The 20,006-nt window shown below is 72.7% G+C and carries 21 protein-coding genes; 11 read left to right on the top strand and 10 right to left on the bottom strand.

What is annotated here, in order from left to right:
- Positions 1-2 precede the first annotated feature (2 nt).
- From CRT23_RS00610 to CRT23_RS00595, 4 genes are all read left to right on the top strand, one after another.
- Positions 3-551 carry a hypothetical protein gene (locus CRT23_RS00610; RefSeq protein WP_103708202.1) on the top strand — a complete coding sequence of 183 codons (549 nt, stop codon included), beginning with the start codon at positions 3-5 and terminating at the stop codon, positions 549-551.
- Between the two features lie 126 nt (positions 552-677).
- Entirely contained in the window at positions 678-1,604 is a 927-nt protein-coding gene (mepA, locus tag CRT23_RS00605; RefSeq protein ID WP_055948657.1) for a penicillin-insensitive murein endopeptidase, read from the top strand.
- A gap of 55 nt (positions 1,605-1,659) precedes the next feature.
- The gene (locus tag CRT23_RS00600; RefSeq protein ID WP_103708201.1) at positions 1,660-2,550 is read left to right on the top strand and encodes an aldose 1-epimerase family protein; all 891 of its coding nucleotides are present in this window, start codon (positions 1,660-1,662) and stop codon (positions 2,548-2,550) included.
- The gene (locus CRT23_RS00595) at positions 2,547-3,245 is read left to right on the top strand and encodes a TenA family protein (protein ID WP_103708200.1); all 699 of its coding nucleotides are present in this window, start codon (positions 2,547-2,549) and stop codon (positions 3,243-3,245) included. Before CRT23_RS00600 ends, CRT23_RS00595 begins: the two co-directional genes overlap by 4 nt.
- Before the next feature lie 18 nt (positions 3,246-3,263).
- Here the strand turns inward: CRT23_RS00595 and CRT23_RS00590 are convergent, their stop codons facing one another.
- Together CRT23_RS00590 and CRT23_RS00585 are read right to left on the bottom strand one after the other, a co-directional pair.
- Positions 3,264-3,593, bottom strand: coding sequence for a hypothetical protein (locus CRT23_RS00590; RefSeq protein WP_245435885.1), 330 nt, complete (start codon positions 3,591-3,593; stop codon positions 3,264-3,266).
- A 394-nt stretch (positions 3,594-3,987) separates the two neighbouring features.
- Positions 3,988-4,704 carry an HAD family hydrolase gene (locus CRT23_RS00585; protein ID WP_103708199.1) on the bottom strand — a complete coding sequence of 239 codons (717 nt, stop codon included), beginning with the start codon at positions 4,702-4,704 and terminating at the stop codon, positions 3,988-3,990.
- Positions 4,705-4,919: 215 nt separating this feature from the next.
- Between CRT23_RS00585 and CRT23_RS00580 the strand changes: the two genes are divergently transcribed.
- The 3 genes from CRT23_RS00580 (at position 4,920) to CRT23_RS00570 (ending at position 6,699) form a co-directional block, all read left to right on the top strand.
- Positions 4,920-5,240 (top strand): hypothetical protein, encoded by a 321-nt coding sequence (locus CRT23_RS00580; RefSeq protein ID WP_055946958.1) that lies wholly within the window; start codon positions 4,920-4,922, stop codon positions 5,238-5,240.
- Between the two features lie 195 nt (positions 5,241-5,435).
- Positions 5,436-5,720 (top strand): hypothetical protein, encoded by a 285-nt coding sequence (locus CRT23_RS00575; protein ID WP_055946955.1) that lies wholly within the window; start codon positions 5,436-5,438, stop codon positions 5,718-5,720.
- Between the two features lie 37 nt (positions 5,721-5,757).
- Positions 5,758-6,699, top strand: a complete 942-nt coding sequence (locus CRT23_RS00570; RefSeq protein ID WP_103708198.1) for an ATP-binding cassette domain-containing protein — start codon at positions 5,758-5,760, stop codon at positions 6,697-6,699.
- Between the two features lie 33 nt (positions 6,700-6,732).
- On the opposite strand, the gene CRT23_RS00565 is transcribed toward CRT23_RS00570, so the two are convergent.
- The 3 genes from CRT23_RS00565 to argH all read right to left on the bottom strand — a co-directional run bounded on the left by CRT23_RS00565 (position 6,733) and on the right by argH (position 9,359).
- Positions 6,733-7,422 (bottom strand): invasion associated locus b family protein, encoded by a 690-nt coding sequence (locus CRT23_RS00565; RefSeq protein WP_103708197.1) that lies wholly within the window; start codon positions 7,420-7,422, stop codon positions 6,733-6,735.
- A gap of 101 nt (positions 7,423-7,523) precedes the next feature.
- Complete coding sequence (locus CRT23_RS00560) at positions 7,524-7,880, bottom strand: hypothetical protein (protein ID WP_103708196.1); 357 nt, start codon at positions 7,878-7,880, stop codon at positions 7,524-7,526.
- A 93-nt stretch (positions 7,881-7,973) separates the two neighbouring features.
- Complete coding sequence (gene argH, locus CRT23_RS00555; RefSeq protein ID WP_055946947.1) at positions 7,974-9,359, bottom strand: argininosuccinate lyase; 1,386 nt, start codon at positions 9,357-9,359, stop codon at positions 7,974-7,976.
- Between the two features lie 54 nt (positions 9,360-9,413).
- On the opposite strand from argH, the gene CRT23_RS00550 reads away from it, so the two are divergent.
- The 3 genes from CRT23_RS00550 (at position 9,414) to CRT23_RS00540 (ending at position 12,572) form a co-directional block, all read left to right on the top strand.
- Complete coding sequence (locus tag CRT23_RS00550; RefSeq protein WP_103708526.1) at positions 9,414-10,043, top strand: TlpA disulfide reductase family protein; 630 nt, start codon at positions 9,414-9,416, stop codon at positions 10,041-10,043.
- A 226-nt stretch (positions 10,044-10,269) separates the two neighbouring features.
- Positions 10,270-10,749, top strand: coding sequence for a hypothetical protein (locus CRT23_RS00545; protein ID WP_146056304.1), 480 nt, complete (start codon positions 10,270-10,272; stop codon positions 10,747-10,749).
- A gap of 134 nt (positions 10,750-10,883) precedes the next feature.
- Positions 10,884-12,572, top strand: a complete 1,689-nt coding sequence (locus tag CRT23_RS00540; RefSeq protein WP_103708195.1) for a methyl-accepting chemotaxis protein — start codon at positions 10,884-10,886, stop codon at positions 12,570-12,572.
- A gap of 56 nt (positions 12,573-12,628) precedes the next feature.
- Here the strand turns inward: CRT23_RS00540 and CRT23_RS00535 are convergent, their stop codons facing one another.
- From CRT23_RS00535 to CRT23_RS00525, 3 genes are all read right to left on the bottom strand, one after another.
- A complete protein-coding gene (locus tag CRT23_RS00535) occupies positions 12,629-13,288 on the bottom strand; it encodes a haloacid dehalogenase type II (protein ID WP_103708194.1) in 660 nt (219 codons plus the stop codon).
- 101 nt (positions 13,289-13,389) lie between these two features.
- Complete coding sequence (gene murJ / locus CRT23_RS00530; RefSeq protein WP_103708193.1) at positions 13,390-14,925, bottom strand: murein biosynthesis integral membrane protein MurJ; 1,536 nt, start codon at positions 14,923-14,925, stop codon at positions 13,390-13,392.
- Positions 14,926-15,385: 460 nt separating this feature from the next.
- Positions 15,386-15,985, bottom strand: coding sequence for a superoxide dismutase (locus CRT23_RS00525; RefSeq protein ID WP_055946939.1), 600 nt, complete (start codon positions 15,983-15,985; stop codon positions 15,386-15,388).
- Positions 15,986-16,246: 261 nt separating this feature from the next.
- Between CRT23_RS00525 and CRT23_RS00520 the strand changes: the two genes are divergently transcribed.
- On the top strand, positions 16,247-17,218 hold the full coding sequence (locus CRT23_RS00520; RefSeq protein WP_103708192.1) for a hypothetical protein: 972 nt from the start codon (positions 16,247-16,249) through the stop codon (positions 17,216-17,218).
- A 27-nt stretch (positions 17,219-17,245) separates the two neighbouring features.
- Here the strand turns inward: CRT23_RS00520 and CRT23_RS00515 are convergent, their stop codons facing one another.
- Positions 17,246-19,024 carry an HWE histidine kinase domain-containing protein gene (locus tag CRT23_RS00515; protein WP_103708191.1) on the bottom strand — a complete coding sequence of 593 codons (1,779 nt, stop codon included), beginning with the start codon at positions 19,022-19,024 and terminating at the stop codon, positions 17,246-17,248.
- Between the two features lie 233 nt (positions 19,025-19,257).
- Positions 19,258-20,004 (bottom strand): tRNA (guanine(46)-N(7))-methyltransferase TrmB, encoded by a 747-nt coding sequence (locus CRT23_RS00510; protein ID WP_103708190.1) that lies wholly within the window; start codon positions 20,002-20,004, stop codon positions 19,258-19,260.
- Between the last annotated feature and the right edge of the window lie 2 nt (positions 20,005-20,006).

Genomic DNA, 20,006 nt, shown 5'->3' with positions numbered 1-20,006 from the left:
CGATGCGCCGGCTCGCCGCGATCGCGCTCTCCGCCTCTCTCCTGGCGCTGTCCGCCGAAGGGGGGCAGGCGCAGCCCGCCCGCGAGTCCGGCGCGTTGCCGGCCGCGGACCCGGCGGCCTGCACGCAGTTCGACTGGTCGCTCCTGCGCGAGCAGGCCTGGTTCTCGGCCGCGAGCCTGCCGCGGCTGGACTCCGGCGGCACCCTCGCGGCCGCGATGCCGGCCGCGATCCTCGTCCTGAAGCCGCAGGACGCGGTCGCCCCGCCCTTCGCGCCCTCGCGGGAGCCGAAGCCCGGCTCCTATGGCGGCGTGCTGCACCTCGAGGCGCCCCTGGCCCCGGGCGCCTACCAGGTCACCCTGTCGGACCGGGCCTGGATCGACGTGAGCCAGGACGGCAAGACCCCGCGGCCACCGACCGCCAGCACGATGCGCCCCGGTTGCCCGATGCTCGCTAAGAGCGTGCGGTTCCAGCTCGGCACCGCGCCGATCACCCTCCTGGTCAGCGGTGCGCCCGCCGACACGATCCGGATCGCCGTGGCGCCGGTGGAATAGGGCGGCACCGCGGACCCTCGACGGGGCGATCCCCGATGGACTAGCGTGGGCGCGAGACCCAGAACCTTCGCCTCAGACGATCCTCGGCGCCCCGCCCGGCGGGGACGCGATCCCGGGAGCCCTCCGCTGACCCTTCGCCTCCGCCTCGCGACGTTCCTGCTCCTCGGCTCCTGTCTCGGCCTGCCCGCTGCGGCCCAGGACCGGGGCACCGTCAACCCGAAGCCCCTGCCGCCGCTGGCTAACCCGGACGCGCCGGACACGCCGGCAAAAGCCCTGTTCGGCCGCGCCACCACCCCGGCCTCCGGCCCCGCCCACGCCTACGGCTCCTATGCCAAGGGCTGCTTCTCGGGCGGCGAGGCGCTGGCCGTCGACGGGCCGAACTGGCAGGTGATGCGCCTGTCGCGCAACCGGATGTGGGGCACCCCGCCCCTCGTCGAGTTCCTGGAGCGCCTGGCCGCCAAGGCGCCCCGCATCGGCTGGAACGGCCTCCTCGTCGGCGACATGTCCCAGCCCCGCGGCGGCCCGATGCTCACCGGCCACGCCTCGCACCAGCTCGGCCTCGACGCCGACATCTGGCTGACCCCGATGCCGGACCACCGCATGAGCCGGGTCGAGCGCGAGGAGACCTCCGCCACCAACGTGGTCCGCCCCGACCGCCTCGACATTGACCCGCAGGTCTGGACCCCCGAGCACCTCAAGCTGATCCGGATGACGGCGCAGGAGCGCGAGGTGGCGCGCATCTTCGTCAACCCGGCGATCAAGAAGGCCCTGTGCCGCGAGGCCGGCGGCGACCGCGCCTGGCTCTCGAAGGTGCGGCCGATGTACGGGCACAACTATCACTATCACATCCGGCTCTCCTGCCCGGCGGGCCAGGACCAGTGCGGCGACCAGGCCCCGCCGCCCGCCGGCGACGGCTGCGGCGAGGAGCTGGCCTACTGGTTCAGCGACGCGATCATGAATCCGAAGCCCGCGACGAAGCCGCCGCGCCCGAAGCCGCCGATGACGATGGCGGCCCTTCCCGCCGCCTGCCGGGCGGTGCTGAAGGCGCGCTGAGGACCTCTCCCGCCGCCCCCACCGCGGGGGCGGCCAGCCGGACGACAGGACACCGATGGGCGAACGGATCACGATCACGGCCGGCGACGGCACGCAGGCGGTCATCGACGCCGACGGGGCGGAGCCCGTCTCCTGGCAGGTGGGCGGACGCGAGTATCTCTGGAGCGGCGATCCCGCGCACTGGAACCGGCACGCCCCGTGGCTCTTCCCGGTGGTCGGCGCCTCTACCGACGGCACGGTCCATGTCGGCGACGCGGCCTACCCGATGCCGCAGCACGGCTTTGCCCGCGACCTGCCGTTCACCGTGATCGAGCGGTCCGGCGACAGCGTCGCGCTGCGCCTCGCCGACAGCGCCGAGACGCGGGTGCACTACCCCTACGCCTTCCGCCTCGACATCACCGCCCGGGTCGGCCCCGGACGCCTCGATCTCGAGATCTGGATCGAGAACACCGACACCGTGCCCCTGCCCTACGGACTCGGCTTCCACCCGGCCTTCCCCTGGCCCTTCGCGGGCGGCACCCGCGCGGCCGGGGGCGGCTACGCCGTCCGGTTCGAGCACCCGGAGCGCCCCTTCGCCCCCGAGGTCGGGGCGGGCGGCCTGCTCCTGCGCGACGAGCGGCCGATTCCCCTGGAGGGCGACACCCTCCCCCTCGATCCGGACCTGTTCACCGAGGCCCTGGTCTTCCGGGATGCGGCGAGCCGCTGGATGCGCTTCACCGGGCCCGACGGCGCGGCGATCCGCCTGGCGGTGTCGGACTTCCCCCACCTCGCGGTCTGGACCAAGCCGACGGCCCCCTTCCTGTCGCTGGAGTGCTGGACCGGCCACGCCGACTGGGCCGGCTTCGCGGGCGACCTCACGGACCGGGATTCCCAGCGCCTGCTGGCACCGGGGGGCCGCGCGCGCCACGGGGTCACCCTGTCGTTCGAGCGGGAGAGCCGGGCATGACGGAGGCTTTTTCGGTGGAGGCTTTCTCGGCGGAGGCTTTCTCGGTACAGGCCTGGGCGCGCAACGCGGAGGCCTACGAGGCCATCCGCACCATGCCGTTCAATGCCGAGCTCGCCGCCGGCAGCCTCGCGCAGGCGCGCTTCATCCACTACATCGTGCAGGACGCCCACTACCTCGTGGGCTTCGGCCGCGCCCTGGCGCTGGCCGCCGCCAAGGCGCCGAACCCCGACCGGATGGTGCAGTTCGCCCGGGCGGCCGAGACCGCCATCGTGGTGGAGCGCTCCCTCCACGGCGGCTTCTTCCGCGATTATGGCATCGACGCCGCGACCTTCGCCGGGACCCCGCTCTCGCCGCCCTGCGACCACTACGTCGCCTACCTCGTCGCCACCGCCTATGCGGAGCCCTACGAGGTGGTGCTCGGCGCGCTGCTGCCCTGCTTCTGGATCTATGCCGAGATCGGCCGGGACATCTTTTCCCGGGCGCAGGCCGACAATCCCTACCGGGCCTGGATCGACACCTATGCGGGCGAGGACTTCGCGCAGGCGGTCGCCGCCATGATCGCGGCGACCGACGAGGCGGCCCAGGGCGCCTCGTCGGAGGTCCGGGCCCGGATGCACCGCGCTTACACCCAGGCCACCCGCCTCGAATACCTGTTCTGGGACGGGGCCTATCGCGGGGCGGCCTGGCCGGTCTGAGGCGAGAAACCGAACCCGTCAGATCGCCTGAAGCCGGGGCGCCCGCGCGCCGGTGCCGGGACGGGTCCGGTTGCGGAACCGGTCCCGGGCGGCGCGGGCCGCCTGCTCGACGCTGCGGTAGACCGTCCCGTCGAGGGGGGCGAAGTCGCGGCTCGACGCGAAGAAGCGCACGCCGCCGGGTTCCGGAACGGCGATGCCGGCGGTGATCTCGCCGATCTCGATGATCCGCGGCGGGGCGGGCTCGGCCTGGAGGGGGGTGCGGGCGCGCTCCGCCCGATGCTCCGCAAGGCCGGGGGCCGCGGGCAGGCGATTCAGCGCCCGCTCGGCCTCGATCTGAAGAAGTGGCATGACAAGGACTCCGGGGGCCGGCGCTGGGCCGGCACGAGACGAACGGTGGGACGCGACGGGATGGTCAGCGTCGACAACAGCCGTGTTGGGACCGGAGACTCGGGGCATTGCCCCGCTGGAAGCGGACAGTGCAGACAGTCACGGCAAGTCATCCTTTCCAAGAAGGACCACGAGGCGCGAGCGCATCGCGGTGCTTTAGCGTTTGGTGACGCGGCGCAAGCTACACACTTCAAATCACCGCGGTGCAACGACACCCAGGGGCATCGCCGAACCTCTCGAAGATGCTCATCCCGTTGCGGTTCGTCAACGGATCGATCTTCCGAATGCAACACACTCCGTGGCAGAAACGGCCCCGCCCGGTGCCCGGCGCGCGCGCTGCCTTCGCAAGCCCGGGTCAGGCGGCGGCGATGACGGCGGCGAGGTCCCGGTAATCGCGGAAGATCCGGGACGCGCCGGCGCGGGTCAGGTCCGCCGCCGCCGGGTCGTGCTGCCAGTGCCCGCCGCCGCTGAAGCCGACGACGCGCATGCCGGCGGCGCGAGCCGCCGTGACGCCGGGCACGCTGTCCTCGATGACGAGACAGGCCTCGGGGGCGACGCCCATCGCGGCGGCGGCGTGGAGGAACAGGTCCGGCGCCGGCTTGCCCCGCGCCACCAGGGTCGAGGAGAAGATCCGCCCCTCGAACAGCGGCAGCAGCCCCGTCAGACCCAGGGAGTGGCGCAGGCGCACGGGGTCGCTGCTGGACGCGACGCAGGACGGCAGTTCCAGGGCGGCGACCGCCGCGGCGACGCCCGCGACCGCCCGCAGCTCCGTGTCGAAGGCGCGCAGCGTGTCCGCCTTCACGGCCTCGACGAAGCCCTCCGGCGCCGTGATCCCGTAATCCTGCGCGATGTGACCCATGATCGAGACCATCGAGGTGCCGGCGAAGCGCGCCCGCACGGTCTCGACGTCGATGGGCACGCCGATGCGGTTGAGCCCGGCGGTGAGGCGCGCCAGGCTGATCGGCTCGCTGTCCACGAGCACCCCGTCGCAATCGAAGATCACCAGCGCGAGGGGTGGGGCCGTCTCCCCGGGCGCGGGCACCGGGGGGAGGAGGGGGGAGGCGTCGCGCATGGGTTTGGGTCGGGTCTCGGGTTGCGGCCGGGCCCCGCCTGCCGCGCGGCCCCAGCCCGCATATGGCGCGAACGCGATCCGGCGCAAACCGCGCGGCCCGCCTGCGCGGGCCCCGGGGCGCCCGCGGCCGCGGCATCGGTGGCTTGCGCCCGTCGGCGCGCCCTCCTACTCAGCCTCAGGGCCGGCGCGGATGCCGGCGGGTGCGATCGGGTGCGATGGTCCGTTTCCTCAGCCGCTTCCTCGGCCTCGTCTTCCTGGCGGCGGGCTTCGTCTGCCTCGTCTACGACGGGGCCCGCTCCGTCGCGAACAACACCCTGCGCGTCACCAGCGTCAGCGACCTCGCCTTCACCCTGTTCAAGGACCGGGCGAACGCCCTCCAGGGCACGGTGGAGAGCATCGCCCCGTGGCTGTGGAAGATCCTGGTCCTGCCCCTGACCCTGGCGCCCGCTGCCCTGATCGGGCTCGTGATCGGGGCCGTCCTGCTCTGGCTCGGACAGCCGGCGCGGGAGCGGATCGGCTTCCTCAGCGGTCCCTGAAGGCGGTTCGGAGCCGCGCGCGCCGAACCGGGTGCCATTTCGCACGCCCTGCCGCCCGCCACCTTCGCGCCATCCGGCCGAGGTGCCATAATCCTGAACGGTCCCCATCGTAGATGAACGGGATCATCGGGGCGCGACGTCGTTCACGTCCGATCGTCCCGACGCCTCGTCACCTGTCAGGGATCCGTCGTCCTCATGTCCCGCGCCCTCCTGTCCCGCCTCGCCGCCGCTTCCACCCTGGCCCTCCTCCTCGGCGCCGCGCCGGTCCTGGCGCAGCCGTCCTCGGGCGCCCCCCCGCGCAACGTCGCTCCCACCGGGGTGACCAAGCCGCCGGGCCGCGCGGATGCGGGCAAGGCGCCCTATACCCGCGCCTCCACCGAGGCCGACATGGCCAAGGCCCAGCGCGCCTCGGCCGCTCGCGACAAGGCCTGGGACACCAAGATGCGCACCACCATGGGCTCGATCTGCAAGGGCTGCTGAGGCGCAGGCGGCCAAACCGCGCGCCGGCCCGGGCCCCATGATCCGCCTGGAAGGCGTCGGCAAGCGGTTCCCCGGGGCCGAACGCCCGGCCGTCGACGCCCTCGACCTCGTCGTCGCCGAGGGCAGCGTCTGCGCCCTGATCGGCCCGTCCGGCTGCGGCAAGTCCACCACGCTGCGCATGGTCAACCGCCTGGTCGAGCCGGATGCCGGCCGCGTGCTCGTGGCCGGCACGGACGTGATGCGGACCGATCCCGTCGCCCTGCGCCGGCGCATCGGCTACGTGCTCCAGGGAGTCGGCCTGTTTCCCCACCGCAGCGTCGCCGACAACATCGGCACCGTGCCGGGCCTGCTGGGCTGGACGCGGGCCCGGATCGCCGACCGGGTCGACGCGATGCTCGACCTCGTCGGCCTCGACCCGGCGCTGTACCGGGCGCGCCGCCCGCACGCGCTCTCCGGCGGCCAGCGCCAGCGCGTCGGCGTCGCCCGGGCCCTGGCCGCCGATCCCCCGGTCCTGCTCATGGACGAGCCCTTCGGCGCGGTGGACCCCGTCGCCCGCGACCGCCTGCAGGCCGAGATCGGCGCCATTCTCCGGCGCCTGGGCAAGACCGTGCTCATCGTCACCCACGACATCGACGAGGCGATGCGGATGGGCGACCGCGTCGTGCTGATGCGGGACGGCCGCATCGTCCAGGCCGATCCGCCCGAGCGCCTCCTGGCCGCGCCGGCCGATCCCTTCGTCGCGAGTTTCGTCGGGCAGGACCGGGCGCTGCGCCGCCTCGCCCTGATCGCCGCCGAGCGCCTGGCGAGCCCCGGACCCCTGCCGGACGCCCCCGCGATCGCGGCCGGGGCGTCCCTGCGGGAGGCCCTGGCCCTCCTGCTCGCCACCGGCGCCGACGGGCTCAACCTCACGGGCGACGGTCCGGCGGCCCATCTCACCCTGGCGGCGATCCGCGCCGAGGCGGCCCGGGCGGTGACCTAGCCCCGGGGTCCCCCGCTTCCCCTACTGGTTCCTTTACTTGCACTCCTCGCGGGCGCGCTTCATCGCGTCGCCGAACCCCGCCAGGGCGTAATCGTCGCTGGTGGGATTGCCGCGCAGCGAGGTGGTCTTGATCTGCAGCTTCGGGGTGCGGGCCATCTCGGTGACCACCCGGGTCTCCTCCGCCGGGTTCTGGAGCCAGGCGTTGTTGTCCTTGGTGACGAGACCGTAGCGCGTGGCCCCGAGATTCAGGGTCGGGTCGGTGGGCGCCGGGCCGGCATTGGCCTTGGCCTGGCTGCTCGCGGGCTTGGCCGGGAAGCCGAGCATCACCGCGACCTCGTTGGCCACGTTCTCGGCCTTGCGCACGGTGACGAAGAGGTAGGCCGTGTCGCGCTTCAGGGTCTTGGGCGAGCGCGCCTGCGGCTGGGCGATGGCGTAGCAGACGCGGGTCTTGCCCTGGCCGTTGGCGAAGACGTTCCAGTCGCCGAAGATCGCCACCGGGGTGGCCTGCTGCATGCCGGGGGCCGTCATGGCGGCCTTCGGGGCCCGCTCGCGTCCGCGGCGGGACCTCTTGCGGCTTGGGGCCTCCGCCTCCTCGGGGGCGGCCTCCTGGGCCTGAGCGGGGCCGACCGCCAGGGGATGGGGGACGCCGACCAGGGCGGCGGGACCGGACAGGACGAGGATGGCGGCCCCGAGCCGGAGGCCGCGTCGCAGAACAGGAACCATGGAAGACCCTTCGGGACGTCGCCGGACCGGAAGACCCGGCCGACCGTCCGGATGTGCGGCGCCGCGTGGCGCCGGTTTCAGGAATGCGCGTCCCGCAGCCCTCAGGCGGCGTGGGGCTCGGCGGAGAACACGCCCGGCAGCGCCGCCATCACGCTCGCGAGGGCGGGCGCGGCCAGAGCCGACAGGGTGGCGGATTCCGTGGGGGCCGGGCCCGTCGCCTCGGAGGACTCGGAGGACTCGGAGAACTTGGAGGCCTCGGAGGACTCGGGCATCCGCACGCGCGGCAGCGCGCGGGGCTTCGGATCGTTGTAGGGCGTGTTGTAGCACTTGCGCACCGAGGCCCAGAAGGCGACCCGGTCGGCCTCGGGCAGGCGGCGCAAGGTGGCGTCGATCAGCGCCGTGGCCTCAACCGCGAGGGCGGGGACGTCATCCGGCGCAATCCAGCTTTCAGCGGGCATGAGAAGATCTCCGAGGGGCTCGGGACAGGGTCCTACACAGCATCACATAGCTGAGCCGTGAACGCACCTGCCCCGAGTCCGGTTCTTTTCGCCTCACGCCTGCGCGAGTGCCGCGAGCCAGCGGTTCGCCTGCGACCGTACGTTGTCGGGCGCGGTCCCCCCGTAGCTGGTGCGGCTCGAAACCGAGTTCTCGACGCCGAGCACGGCGTAGACCGCTTGCGTGATCCGCGGCTCGGCGGCCTGCATCTCGGCCAGGGAGAGCTCCTCCAGCCCGACGTTGCGGGCGGAGGCGGCGCCGACGAGGCGCCCGGTGACGTGGTGGGCCTCGCGGAACGGCAGGCCGAGCTCGCGCACCAGCCAGTCGGCGAGGTCGGTCGCGGTGGCGTAGCCGGAGCCGGCGGCACGGGCCAGGACCGGGGCGTTGGGCTCGAGGTCGCGCACCATCCCGGTCATGGCGGCCAGGCACAGGGAGAGCGCCTGGAGGGCGTCGAAGGTGCCCTCCTTGTCCTCCTGCATGTCCTTCGAATAGGCGAGCGGCAGGCCCTTCATCACGATGAGCAGGCCCGTGAGGGCACCGATGACGCGGCCGGACTTGGCGCGCACCAGCTCCGCCGCGTCCGGGTTGCGCTTCTGCGGCATGATCGACGAGCCGGTGGTGTAGCCGTCGGACAGCCGGACGAAGTTGAACTGCGCCGAGGTCCAGACCACCAGCTCCTCGGCGAAGCGCGAGAGGTGGACCGCGCAGATCGAGGCGGCGGCGAGCGATTCCAGGGCGAAGTCGCGATCGGCCACCGAGTCGAGGGAGTTCGCCGTCGGCCGGTCAAAGCCGAGCGCCGCGGCCGTGGCGTGCCGGTCGATGGGGAAGGAGGTGCCGGCGAGCGCCGCGGCGCCGAGGGGGCACTCGTTCAGGCGCGCCCGGGCATCGCGGAACCGGCCCCGGTCGCGGGCCAGCATCTCCACGTAGGCGAGGCAATGGTGCCCGAAGGTGACGGGCTGGGCCGATTGCAGGTGGGTGAAGCCCGGCATCACCGTGCCGGCATGGGCGAGGGCCTTCTCGGCCAGCGCCCGCTGCAAGTCGGCGGCCTGCCCGTCGAGGCTGTCCAGGGTGTCGCGCACCCACAGCTTCATGTCGGTGGCGACCTGGTCGTTGCGCGAGCGCGCGGTGTGCAGGCGCCCGGCCGCCGGGCCGACGATCTCGGTGAGCCGGCTCTCGACGGACATGTGGATGTCTTCGAGCTCGCGCTTGAACACGAAGCCGCCCGCCTCGATTTCGTCGCGCACGGCCTTGAGGCCGTCTTGAATCGCGGCCACATCGGCGGATGGCAGGATGCCGGCCGCACCCAGCATCGCCACATGCGCCAGCGAGCCGCGGATGTCCTGGGGCGCGAGGCGCTTGTCGAACCCGATGGAGGCGTTGATCTCCTCCATGATCTCGGCGGGGCCGCTCGCGAAGCGCCCGCCCCACATCCGGTTGCTCATGTTCTCAGTCGTCCTTCCAGCCGCCCTGCCCGCCCGCCCCCGGACGCAACGATGATGCCCGGCCGCAGATCTGCGCTGATCGCCGGGGCCGTCCTCGTCGCCGCACTCGGTGCGGGGCTTGCCGTATACGGGACGGGCTCGACCGGCGGCAACTCCGCCGGCCCCTGCGCGGGCTCGGCCGCGGCGGCGGCCCGCATCGCCCCCCTGGCCCGGGGCGAGGTCGCCGCCCTCCAGGTCGCGACCGCGCCGGTGCCCGCGCCGGCCCTGGCCTTCAAGGGGCCGGAGGGAACCGACGCCACCCTGGACGGCGTGACGGGCCTGCGCCTCGTGAACCTGTGGGCGACCTGGTGCGCGCCCTGCAAGGCCGAGATGCCGGCCCTCGACCGGCTCCAGGCCCGGCTCGGTAGCCCGGATTTCCGCGTCGTGGCGATCAACGTCGACACCCGCAACCTCGAGGCGCCGCCCGCCTGGCTCAAGCAGAACGGCATCGCGCGGCTGGCCTACTATGCCGATCCCGGCGGCCGGGTCCTGCCGGCGATCCAGAAGGCCACCGGCTCCCTCGGCCTGCCCACCACCCTCCTGGTCGACGGCGCCGGCTGCACCCTCGGGGTGATGAAGGGACCGGCCGAGTGGGACAGCCCCGACGGCGTCAGGCTGATCGCGGCCGCCCTCGGGCGATCCTGACCCGCGCGGGGAGCCGAACCCCCCGGGCGGATCGCGCCAGGATTGCCGCTAGGACAGAACACCCGCCGCACGGTCATTTACAGTCACCGACAGGGAGATAAACCTTTTCGTTAGTGAAAATGGCAGACCCGACAGTTGTCAGGCACGCGCGTCGCGCTCATGATCGATCGACATCGAATCGATGCGAATGTCTCTGCGCCTGTTCTCAGACGGAGGCCTGATCATCATGTCACGACGTTGGGTCTTTCTCTCGGCGGCCGTTCTGGCCGCGCCCCTTGCGCGGGCCGCCGAACTGCCCCGCAGCGGCACCGACAGCTACTCCACCACCTACGTCACCGCCGCCTTCGTCACGATGAAGCTCGGGGAGCGCACCGTGACGACCTACGACAGCTCCGGAATCACCCGCAACGAGTCCGGCGGCCCGATGTTCAACAACATGGGCACGCGCTGCCTCGGGATGCGCGAGGTCGTCGGCGGCGAGGCGCTCAACCGCGGCTCCTGCATCGACAGCGACGCCGATGGCGACCAGATCTTTTCCACCTACGAGGCCAAGGGCGCCAAGGGCACGCATGTCTTCGTCGGCGGAACCGGCAAATACGCCGGGATGTCGGGCACGGCGGATTATACGAGCCAGTCGGTGAAGAGCCCGGACGGGCGCGGAATGACGCTGGTCATTCACCAGTCGAACTGGAAGCTCTCACCCTGATTATTCAATCACGGGCGACGATAGATGATGATCATTCGCGACAAGTTTCGCCCCTCGACATGAAGACCCGTGGGAATTTTTAACGCCTGTCGCGAATGATGTGGGGCCTCCCCTCCCATCGGGCTCCTCGCTGCATGTCCTTTCCCGCCCTGTCGATCCGCACCAAGCTGTTTCTTGGCTTCGGTCTCGTCTTCGGTCTCATGGCGGTGATCGGCGGGTCGGCCCTGATGCAGCTGCGCGCCGTCAACGCGGTGGCGCGGGAGATGCGCGACGAGCGCCTCCCGAACGTGCAGCTCCTGGGCAAGATCCAGGTCCTGGTCCTGCGCCAGCGGGTCAATGGCGGTCGCCTGATCACCGCCGATACGGCGGCGGCCCGCACCGACGTCTCGGCCGCCCTGGCCAAGCGGGAGGCCGAGATGCGCGCCGCGCAGGCCGCCTACGCGGCGCTGCGAGCCAGCCCGGAGTCGCAGGCCCTCTACCGCACGTTCGAGACGGAATGGTCCGCCTACCGGACCCTGCAGGAGGGGATCGTCACCCAGGCGCAGGCCGGAGACCTCGCGGGCGCCCAGCGCACCTACAACACCGACATGTCGACGCGCATCAACGGCGTCCTCGGCGCCCTGCAAAAGCTCGTCGACCTCGAGGAGGGCAGCGCCCGCGCCAGCGGCGCCCTCGCCCAGGACACCTACGACACCGCCGTCCTGACCACCGCCCTCCTCGTGGGCCTCGGGATGCTGATCGCGGCGGGCGCGGCCCTCGCCCTCGCCCTCGGCGTCAGCCGCCCCCTGCACCGGATGACCGAGGCGATGCGGCGGCTCGCCACCGGCGACACGGCCGTCGCCGTGCCGGGCGCCGAGCGGCGGGACGAGATCGGCGCGATGGCGGACGCCGTCCTGGTCTTCAAGGACAACATCCTTCGCACCCGCGCCCTGGAGGCCGAAACCGAGGCGGCCCGGGCCGGGGCCGAGGCCCTGCGCCGGGAGACCCTGCGGGGCCTGGCCGATCAGTTCGAGGCCGCGGTGGGCAGCGTCGTGGCGCAGGTCGGCACGGCCGCGGCGCAGCTGCAGGACACGGCCCGCAGCATGTCGGCCAATGCCAGCGAGACGGCGCAGCGCTCCGTCTCCGTGGCCGCCGCTGCCGACCAGGCCTCGGCGAACGTCACCACAGTGGCGGCCGCGGCCGAGGAGCTCGGCTCCTCGGTCGACGAGATCGGCCGTCAGGTCCAGGGCTCGGCCCAGCTCTCCCGCGAGGCGGTGACGGAGGCCGGCCAGACCGCCACCTTCGTGCGCGACCTCAGCGAGGCGGCCCAGCGCATCGGCGACGTGGTGGCGATGATCTCGACCATCGCGGGCCAGACCAACCTTCTCGCCCTCAACGCGACGATCGAGGCGGCGCGGGCCGGCGAGGCGGGTCGGGGCTTCGCGGTGGTGGCCGCTGAGGTCAAGGAACTCGCCAACCAGACCGCCCGGGCCACGGACGAGATCACCGGCCAGATCGCCCGCATCCAGGGCTCGACGGGCCAGGCGGTGGCGGCGATCGGCGCCATCACGGGGCGCATCCGCGAGATCAGCGACGTCGCGGCCTCGATCGCGGCGGCGGTGGAGGAGCAGGGGGCGGCGACCCAGGAGATCGTGCGCAACGTGGCCCAGGCCTCGATCGGCACCGGCGAAGTCACGCAGAACGTCTCGGGCGTCGCGGGCGCCGCCGAGGAGACCGGTGCGGCCGCCGCCCAGGTGCTGGCCTCGGCCTCGGCGCTGTCGCGGCAGTCCGAGCATCTCGGCGGTCAGGTCTCGCAGTTCCTCGCCACCATCCGGGCGGCCTGACGGCCGCATCCCGGGCGGCCTGAGGCTCCGCTGGTTAGGTAGCCCGAGCCCCGCCCTCAGGGCAGGGCGTCGAGGCTCTCGATCACCCGCTCGGGGGGCTGATCGGCATACTCGTCCGGCAGCCCCTTGCGGTTGACCCAGACGGGCCGGAAGCCGAACGCGGCCGCCCCGGCCACGTCCCAGCGGTTCGAGGAGCAGAACAGCACCGCCTCGGGTCCGACGCCGAAGCGGTCCGTGGCGATGCGGTAGGCGGCCGGCGCGGTCTTGAAGGTTCGCGCGGACTCCACCGAGAGCACCGCGTCGAGGTGGTCCGCCAGCTCCGCCGAGGCCACCGCGCGCTCCAGCATTGCCGCGTCGCCGTTGGAGAGGATCGCGGTCCGCCATCCCGCGGCGCGCAGGGCTCGGAGCGTGCCCGGCACCTCCGGATAGGCATCGAGGTCGCGATAGGCGTCGAGGAGCCGGGGCCGCAGCGCCCGGTCCACCGCCGGGTACCGGGCCAGGGCATAATCCAGGGCCTGCTCGGTCAGGCCCCAGAACGGGGCGTGGCGTCCCATCAGGCCGAGCACCCAGGAATATTCGAGCTGCTTGGCGCGCCAGGTCTCGGACAGGGCCGCCGCGTCCGGCCCGATCGCGTCCGCGTGTCGCGCCACCGCCGCGTGGACATCGAACAGGGTGCCGTAGGCGTCGAAGACGGCGATGCGGGGGGATTCGGACATGCGGGCTCCTCGTGTCGGATCCGGTCGACCCCTCCGGGACGGCGGAAGCGGGCGCCGCGCCGGCGCAGCGGATCCCGCGCCGCTGCGGTCGGGCGGCGGGATCAGGCGCGCCGCAGGCGAAGCCCGAACAGGCGCAGCGTCCCCAACAACAGCACGGCGTAGACCAGCGTTCCGGCGATCCCGAGCAGGCCCAGCACCGCCATCTCGCGCAGGCGCGGCAGGGCCGGCACCAGGGCGTCGGCCAGGGGCAGGCCGTAACGGGCGGTGGCCGCGAGGGCGATGCAGGCCACCACCACCCCGACGACGGTGACCCCGAGGGTGCGCCCCGGCGCCATCCAGCCCCGTCGCCAGGCCAGGGCCACGAGGATGCCGAGGTTGACCCACTGGCCGATGGCGGTGGCCATCGCGAGGCCGGTGACGCCGTAGGGCCCGGTCAGCACCACCTTGAGGGCGACGTTGATGGCGATGGCGGTGAGGGAGGCGATGAGCGGGGTCATCGTGTCCTGCCGGGCATAGAAGCTCGCCAGGGCGCTGCGCAGGAGCACCACGGCGGGCAGCGCCAGGCCGTAGGCGGCGAGCACCGAGGCCGCGCGCGCCGCATCCTCGGCCCCGAAGGCGCCGCGCTGGAACAGCGCCGTCATGATCAGGGCCGGCAGGGTGAGGAAGGCCACCGTGAAGGGCGCCGACAGGGCGAGGGAGAAGCCCGCCGCCCGGTTCTGGGCCGCGTGCGCCCCGGCGACGTCGCCGGCGGCGATGCGCCGGCTCATCTCCGGCAGGAGCACCGTGCCCGCCGCGATGGCGATGACGCCGAAGGGCAGCTGATAGAGCCGGTCGGCGTAATAGAGGGCCGAGACCGCGCCCGTCGGCAGGAAGCTCGCGATGATGGTGTCGGCGAAGGAGGCGATCTGGAATCCGGCCGAGCCGATCACCGCCGGCCCCAGCACCTTGAAGAATCGCCGCATGGCCGGGTCGCCCAGGGTCGGGGTCGTCAGGGTCGGGGCGATGCCCGCCCGCCGACACGCCCACCAGACCAGGGCGAATTGCAGCACGCCCGAGACGGTGACGCCCCAGGCGGCGGCGTAGGCGGCGTTGGGGAAGAGCGCGGCGAGGCTCAGGGCGACCAGCATCGACAGGTTGAGCAGCACCGGTGCGCCGGCCGCCACCGCGAAGCGCCGATGGGCGTTGAGGATGCCGGAGAACAGGGTCACCAGCGTCATGAACAGGAGGTAGGGGAAGGTGATCCGGGTCAGCGAGACGGCCAGCGCGAACCGCTCCGGGTCCTCCGAGAAGCCTGGCGCCAGGGCGCGCACGACCCAGGGCATCGCCGGCATGGCGAGCGCTAGGAAGGCGATCTGCACGAGGAGCATTAGGGTGAAGATGCGATCGGCGAAGCGCCGCGCCGCGCCCGCCGCGGCCTTCTCCGTTTCCGACAGGCCCGCATAGCTCGGCACGAAGGCGGTGTTGAAGGCGCCCTCGCCGAAGATCGCCCGGAAGTGGTTCGGCAGGCGGAACGCCACCACGAAGGCGTCGGCGAGTGGACCGGCCCCCAGGATCGCCGCCATCACCACGTCGCGGGCGAAGCCGGTGACGCGGGAGACCAGCGTCCAGCCGCCGACGGAAAGGATGCTGCGGATCATGGATCAGGACTGCCGGGACGGGGGGCTGGGAGTGTCGGGCGAGCCCTAGACCATGCCGCCGCGCGTGGCGCAAACGCGGAACCGTTCGATGGACAGCCGCCCTGCACCTCGCCGCGACGAACGGTCCGCGGTCGGCGATCGCCGGACCGGGCCGATCCGCCCCTGCGAAGCGGGTCCCCGCGCCTTCGACGGGGCCATCGCCCAGGACATCACGCCGTCATTCCGGGTCGCCGGAGGCGAGCCCGGAATCCAGGGCCGCCGACCGTGCGAACCCTCGCACCCCCTGCGTTCCTGGATCCCGGACGCCGCTGCGCGGCTCCGCGATGACGGCGGGCCGCTGGCGAACCCCGGTCGGCCGGTCTCCGTCAGCGGCAGCCCTGTCCTTCGCGCGCAAGAGCCTGTCCTTCGCGCGGAAGAGCCTGTCCCGAGCCTCGCGACGCGGTCGTAAGATCGTGGGGCCTTACGCGGTGGCCTCGCCGTACATCTTCTCGACGTGCTCCCAGTTCACCAGGTTCTCGATGAACGCCTTGAGGTAGTCGGGGCGGCGATTGCGGTAGTCGATGTAGTAGGAGTGCTCCCAGACGTCGACGCCGAGGATCGGCTTGGCGCCGTGCACGAGCGGATTCTCACCATTCGGGGTCTTCATGATCGCGAGCTTGCCGTCCTTGACCGCGAGCCAGGCCCAGCCCGAGCCGAACTGGCCGACACCGGCCTGGATGAAGTCGGCCTTGAACTTCTCGAAGCCGCCGAGATCCTCGTCGATCTTCTTGGCGAGCGCGCCCGGGGCAGCACCACCGCCATTGGGCTTCATCCACTGCCAGAAGTGGATGTGGTTGTAGTGCTGGCCGGCATTGTTGAAGAGCGGCTGGTTGTTGCCGTAGGCCGAGGTCAGGACCTCCTCGACGCTCTTGCCCTCGAGCCCCGTGCCCTCGAGCAGCTTGTTGCCCGTGTCGACATAGGCCTTGTGGTGCTTGTCGTGGTGAAACTCGAGGGTTTCCTTCGACATGTAGGGGCCGAGCGCGTCGTAGGCGTAGGGCAGTTCGGGCAGGGTGAAGGTCATGGGCAACTCTCCGGCTCGTGAGACATTGGACGCAAGGCATCGCGCGACCGGCGCGCGACCCTGTCACCAACGTGCCGTTACGTAAGTCGATGCCCGGGTGAAGTCGATGCCCGGGGGACCTTCATGCCCCGGGTGGCGACGATCCGGGCGGCCGCGCGGTGTGCGGCCGCGCCCGACGCACGATTGTGCGTTTTGCAAATGCCCCCCAGGCCTTTAGTGTGCGCGCCGCACCTGAAGGTGCAGGCGTTTGTCGAGACATCCATGAATATCGCGCTGTTCGCGCTGGCCGCCGTCATGATCGTCGGCGGAATCGTATCGGTCATCCAGGGTTTCCCCTTCGTCCGGCTGGAGAGCGGTCTCGCCATGACCATCGCGGGCGCCACCACGGCGTCGGCCGGGGCCGTGGTGCTGGGATTGGCCATCGTGGCAGGCCGCCTGCGCGGCCTGGAGCGCGCCTTTCGCGAGGCGCGGCCGGCAATCCAGCCTCCCCTGGCGGACACCGAGTTGGCCCCCGGCGGGCCAGCAGACCTGAGCGCCTCCCAGCGGGCCCGGCCGAGCCTCGCCGCCACCGCCGCGAGCCTCGGGGCGGGCTTAGGCGCGGACACGGGCTTGGGCGCCGGCACGGGCGTGGGCACCGGCGCCGGCCTGGGAGGCGCCGCCTCCACCCGCCCCGGCCTGGAACCGAGCTTCTTCGATCCTGCCCCGCCATCCCCGGAGCCCTCGGCCGCCGAGCCTCTGCTGCCGAACCTGCTGCCGGCCGACGCGCCCCACGACCGTCCGGAGCCGCGCATCGCCGACGCTGCGCCGGAGCCCGAGATCCGGGTCACGGCCGACGACCTGTTCCACGGACCCGTTCGCGCGCGGGCAACCGAGCCCGAGCCGGCGCCCGCCCCCGAGAGCGCCCCTCGCTTCGTGGAGGCCGAGGCGGTGCCCCACAGCGTGCCCGACCTCGTTCCCCCGCCCCCGTCCCCCGTCGAGACGGCCGGGTTCGTGGCTCCCGAGGACAAGCCCGAAGCGTCCCCGGAGCCGCCGGCCGCCGAGCCCACGCCTCCCGCCGCGGAGGAACCGCTGGTGGTCGGCACCTATGCCTCGGGGGGGAACACCTACGTGATGTATTCCACCGGCGTGATCGAGGCGGACACGCCGCGCGGCCGCTTCACCTTCGGCTCCCTCGACGAACTCAAGGCCTTCGTCGAGGCGGGCGGGGAGACCGACAGCCGCGGCGCCGCCTGATCGCAGGCCCCGGGCGCGGGCGCGCCCTCAGGCCAGGGGATTCAGCGCCGCGTTGCGGACCGGCAGGGGGGCCCGCATCGTCAGGGTGAACCCCTCCGGCGGATAATCCATGGAGACCTCGGCCCGCACCTGGGCCGTCAACACCCGCTGCAGCAGGCGCGAGCCGAAGCCCTGCCGCTTGGGCGGCGCGACCGGTGGGCCGCCGCTCTCGACCCAGGTGAAGTGCAGCGTCCCGGCCGGACCGCCGGGCTCGAGCGCCCAGGTGATCGCCACCCGGCCGTCCCGGGTCGACAGGGCCCCGTACTTGGCGGCGTTCGTGGTGAGCTCGTGGATCGCCATGCCGATCGGCACCGCGACCTCGGACGCCATGTCGACGGGGGGCCCGGAGAGCTGAATGCGGGCGTCCCGCTCCTCCGCGCCGTTCAGGGAGCCCTCCGCGTAGGGCTTCAGCTCGTTGGCCAGCAGGGAGCGCAGGGACGCCGTCTGCCAGGTGTCCTCGGTCAGGACCGAGTGGGTGTGGGCCAGCGACATGATCCGGCCGACGAAGGCTTCGTAGAAGTTCTCGATGCTGGAGGCGGTGCGGGCGGTCGATCCGACGATGGCCTGGACCGTGGCCAGGGTGTTCTTCACCCGGTGGTGCAGCTCGCGGATCAGGAGCGTCTGGCGCTCCTCGGCGAGCCGGCGCTCGGTCACGTCGGCCACGACCCCGATCAGGCGCCGGGGCAGGCGGTCGGGCGCGTCGCGCTCGAAGCGCCCGGCGAAGTCGAGGGTGCGCCACGCCCCGTCGCTGCGGCGGCGGATGCGCCCCGAGACCGCCAGGGTGCTGTCCTCGCGCAGGGCCTGCGTGATGGCGGCGCGGAAGGCCGGGCGGTCGTCCGGGTGCAGCACGGTCTCGAGGAATTCGCGCTTGCCCAGGGCGCCGTCGGAGGCGCTGCGCCCGAAGATCGCGAACATGCGCTCGTTCTCCCAGATGGCCTGGTCGTCGAGCATGTGCCACTCGAAGATCCCCAGGGCCGCCAGGGAGGTGGCGATGCGCAGGCGCTGCTCGCCGTCCCGCAGGGCGTTGCGGGCCTCCACGTGGGTGGTCACGTCCTCGACCACGCCGACCAGGGCCATGGGCCGGCCGCCCTCCCCCGCCGGGATGGCCTGGCCCCGGACCCCGACGTCGATCGTGGTGCCGTCCGGCGCACGGCGCAGGCGGCATTCGAAGGCGAAGGGCGCGCCGTCCCGCAAGGAGGCGCGGATCTGGGCGCGGATGCGGACGACCTCGCCGCTGTCCATCGCGGCCTGCAGGCGGTCCCAGGTGACCGGATCGTCGGCGGCATAGCCGAGGAGATGCGCGGCCCGGCGCGACAGGACGACCCGGCCGTCGGCGAAGTCGTAGCGCCACTCGCCCAGGCCCGCCGCCGTCAGGGCGGCGCGGTTTTCCTCGGCCCGCACGACCTCGTCGGGATCGACGGCCTCGACCACGAGGATCTGCAGGTCGTCGCGCCGCTTCGACGGACGGATGCGCATGTCGAGGCCGGTGCCGTCCGCCCGGAGCCAGCGCCGGATGCAGGCCCGCTGCGCCACGGCGCCGAGGACCGAGAGGGCCCGCCCGTTGAGCGCCCCCGGCTCATAGCCGAGGAGTTCGCAGAGATGGGGGTTGGCGTCGCGGATGAGGCCGGCCCCATCGACGACCAGGATGCCGATCGGCGCCTGCGCGAAGGCCGTCCCGTGCAGGTCGGGCCCTGGCCCGGCCTGCGGTCCCGGAGCGGGCTCCGGCGCCAAGTCCGTCCCGGCGCCCGCGATGGAAGACGTGCCCATGGAAGACTTGTCCGAAGCGTCGTGCACGCCAGATCCTCGCTCGGCGCGTCCGGCCTCATGTCACCGACGCGCGGCCGCGCTCCACCGGAAGGCTCGCGCGTCATCGGTGCCTATCAGACAACCGAAGACCGGGCGGAACAAGGCCGGGCTGAGATGGGGATGCGTGTTTCCCGAACAACCCCATCACAAGGATGTCGGCAAACCGGGTTACGCCGGGGCGCAGGCCCGCGCGCTCAGGCCGGTCCGACCCGGCGGAACTCGAGGTAGCTCGGCGGCCGGCCGGCGGCGAGGGCCTTGGCCTCGTAGCGCGTGCCCGGCCAACCCGACCAGGGCTGCGTCCAGTCCCGGGCCGCCTCGGCGGTCCAGGCGAGATCCGGACAGCGCGCGGCGCGCACCAGGGTCCAGCCCGCGTAGTCGTCGATGTCGCTGGCAAAGCGGAACACGCCGTCGGGCCGGAGCACGCGGGCGATCTCCGCGAGGGCGCCGTCCGAGACGAAGCGGCGCTTGCGCTGCCGGCGCTTGGGCCAGGGATCGGGATAGAGCAGGTAGACCCGGGCCAGGCTGGCATCGGGCAGGGCCGCCAGCAGGGCGGTCGCGTCCTCGTCCCAGATCCGGACGTTGCGGAGGGCCGCCTCGTCCACCGCGCGCAGGAGCTTGACCACGCCGTTGACGAAGGGCTCGGCACCGATGATGCCAGTGCGAGGGTGGGCGGCCGCCTGGGCGGCGAGATGCTCGCCGCCGCCGAAGCCGATCTCGAGCCAGACCTCGTCCACCGGGACGGGAAACAGGCGCGGTGGATCGAGCCGTTCGCCGGCCGGCGGCAGGGTCAGCCGAAGGGTCGGCAGCAACTCCGACAGGCGCTGTTCCTGGCCGGCCCGCAGGCGCTTGCCCTTGCGACGGCCGTAGAAGGCCCGGTCGGCGCCCTCCGGTGGCTCGTGCCCGCCCGTCTGGGGCGGGAATTGGTCCCGCCCCAGGTTCATGG

The sequence above is a fragment of the Methylobacterium sp. V23 genome (assembly GCF_002917135.1).
Classification (GTDB): Bacteria; Pseudomonadota; Alphaproteobacteria; order Rhizobiales; family Beijerinckiaceae; genus Methylobacterium.
This window is presented reverse-complemented; position numbering and strand designations above follow the sequence as displayed.

Bases quoted from the DNA above. Each gene is read 5' to 3' on its own strand.
- CRT23_RS00610 (WP_103708202.1), top strand. From the start codon at position 3: ATGCGCCGGCTCGCCGCGATCGCGCTCTCCGCCTCTCTCCTGGCGCTG.
- CRT23_RS00600 (WP_103708201.1), top strand. From the start codon at position 1,660: ATGGGCGAACGGATCACGATCACGGCCGGCGACGGCACGCAGGCGGTC.
- CRT23_RS00595 (WP_103708200.1), top strand. From the start codon at position 2,547: ATGACGGAGGCTTTTTCGGTGGAGGCTTTCTCGGCGGAGGCTTTCTCG.
- CRT23_RS00590 (WP_245435885.1), bottom strand. From the start codon at position 3,593: ATGCCACTTCTTCAGATCGAGGCCGAGCGGGCGCTGAATCGCCTGCCC.
- CRT23_RS00585 (WP_103708199.1), bottom strand. From the start codon at position 4,704: ATGCGCGACGCCTCCCCCCTCCTCCCCCCGGTGCCCGCGCCCGGGGAG.
- CRT23_RS00580 (WP_055946958.1), top strand. From the start codon at position 4,920: ATGGTCCGTTTCCTCAGCCGCTTCCTCGGCCTCGTCTTCCTGGCGGCG.
- CRT23_RS00575 (WP_055946955.1), top strand. From the start codon at position 5,436: ATGTCCCGCGCCCTCCTGTCCCGCCTCGCCGCCGCTTCCACCCTGGCC.
- CRT23_RS00570 (WP_103708198.1), top strand. From the start codon at position 5,758: ATGATCCGCCTGGAAGGCGTCGGCAAGCGGTTCCCCGGGGCCGAACGC.
- CRT23_RS00565 (WP_103708197.1), bottom strand. From the start codon at position 7,422: ATGGTTCCTGTTCTGCGACGCGGCCTCCGGCTCGGGGCCGCCATCCTC.
- CRT23_RS00560 (WP_103708196.1), bottom strand. From the start codon at position 7,880: ATGCCCGCTGAAAGCTGGATTGCGCCGGATGACGTCCCCGCCCTCGCG.
- argH (WP_055946947.1), bottom strand. From the start codon at position 9,359: ATGAGCAACCGGATGTGGGGCGGGCGCTTCGCGAGCGGCCCCGCCGAG.
- CRT23_RS00550 (WP_103708526.1), top strand. From the start codon at position 9,414: ATGCCCGGCCGCAGATCTGCGCTGATCGCCGGGGCCGTCCTCGTCGCC.
- CRT23_RS00545 (WP_146056304.1), top strand. From the start codon at position 10,270: ATGTCACGACGTTGGGTCTTTCTCTCGGCGGCCGTTCTGGCCGCGCCC.
- CRT23_RS00540 (WP_103708195.1), top strand. From the start codon at position 10,884: ATGTCCTTTCCCGCCCTGTCGATCCGCACCAAGCTGTTTCTTGGCTTC.
- CRT23_RS00535 (WP_103708194.1), bottom strand. From the start codon at position 13,288: ATGTCCGAATCCCCCCGCATCGCCGTCTTCGACGCCTACGGCACCCTG.
- murJ (WP_103708193.1), bottom strand. From the start codon at position 14,925: ATGATCCGCAGCATCCTTTCCGTCGGCGGCTGGACGCTGGTCTCCCGC.
- CRT23_RS00525 (WP_055946939.1), bottom strand. From the start codon at position 15,985: ATGACCTTCACCCTGCCCGAACTGCCCTACGCCTACGACGCGCTCGGC.
- CRT23_RS00520 (WP_103708192.1), top strand. From the start codon at position 16,247: ATGAATATCGCGCTGTTCGCGCTGGCCGCCGTCATGATCGTCGGCGGA.
- CRT23_RS00515 (WP_103708191.1), bottom strand. From the start codon at position 19,024: ATGGGCACGTCTTCCATCGCGGGCGCCGGGACGGACTTGGCGCCGGAG.
- CRT23_RS00510 (WP_103708190.1), bottom strand. From the start codon at position 20,004: ATGAACCTGGGGCGGGACCAATTCCCGCCCCAGACGGGCGGGCACGAG.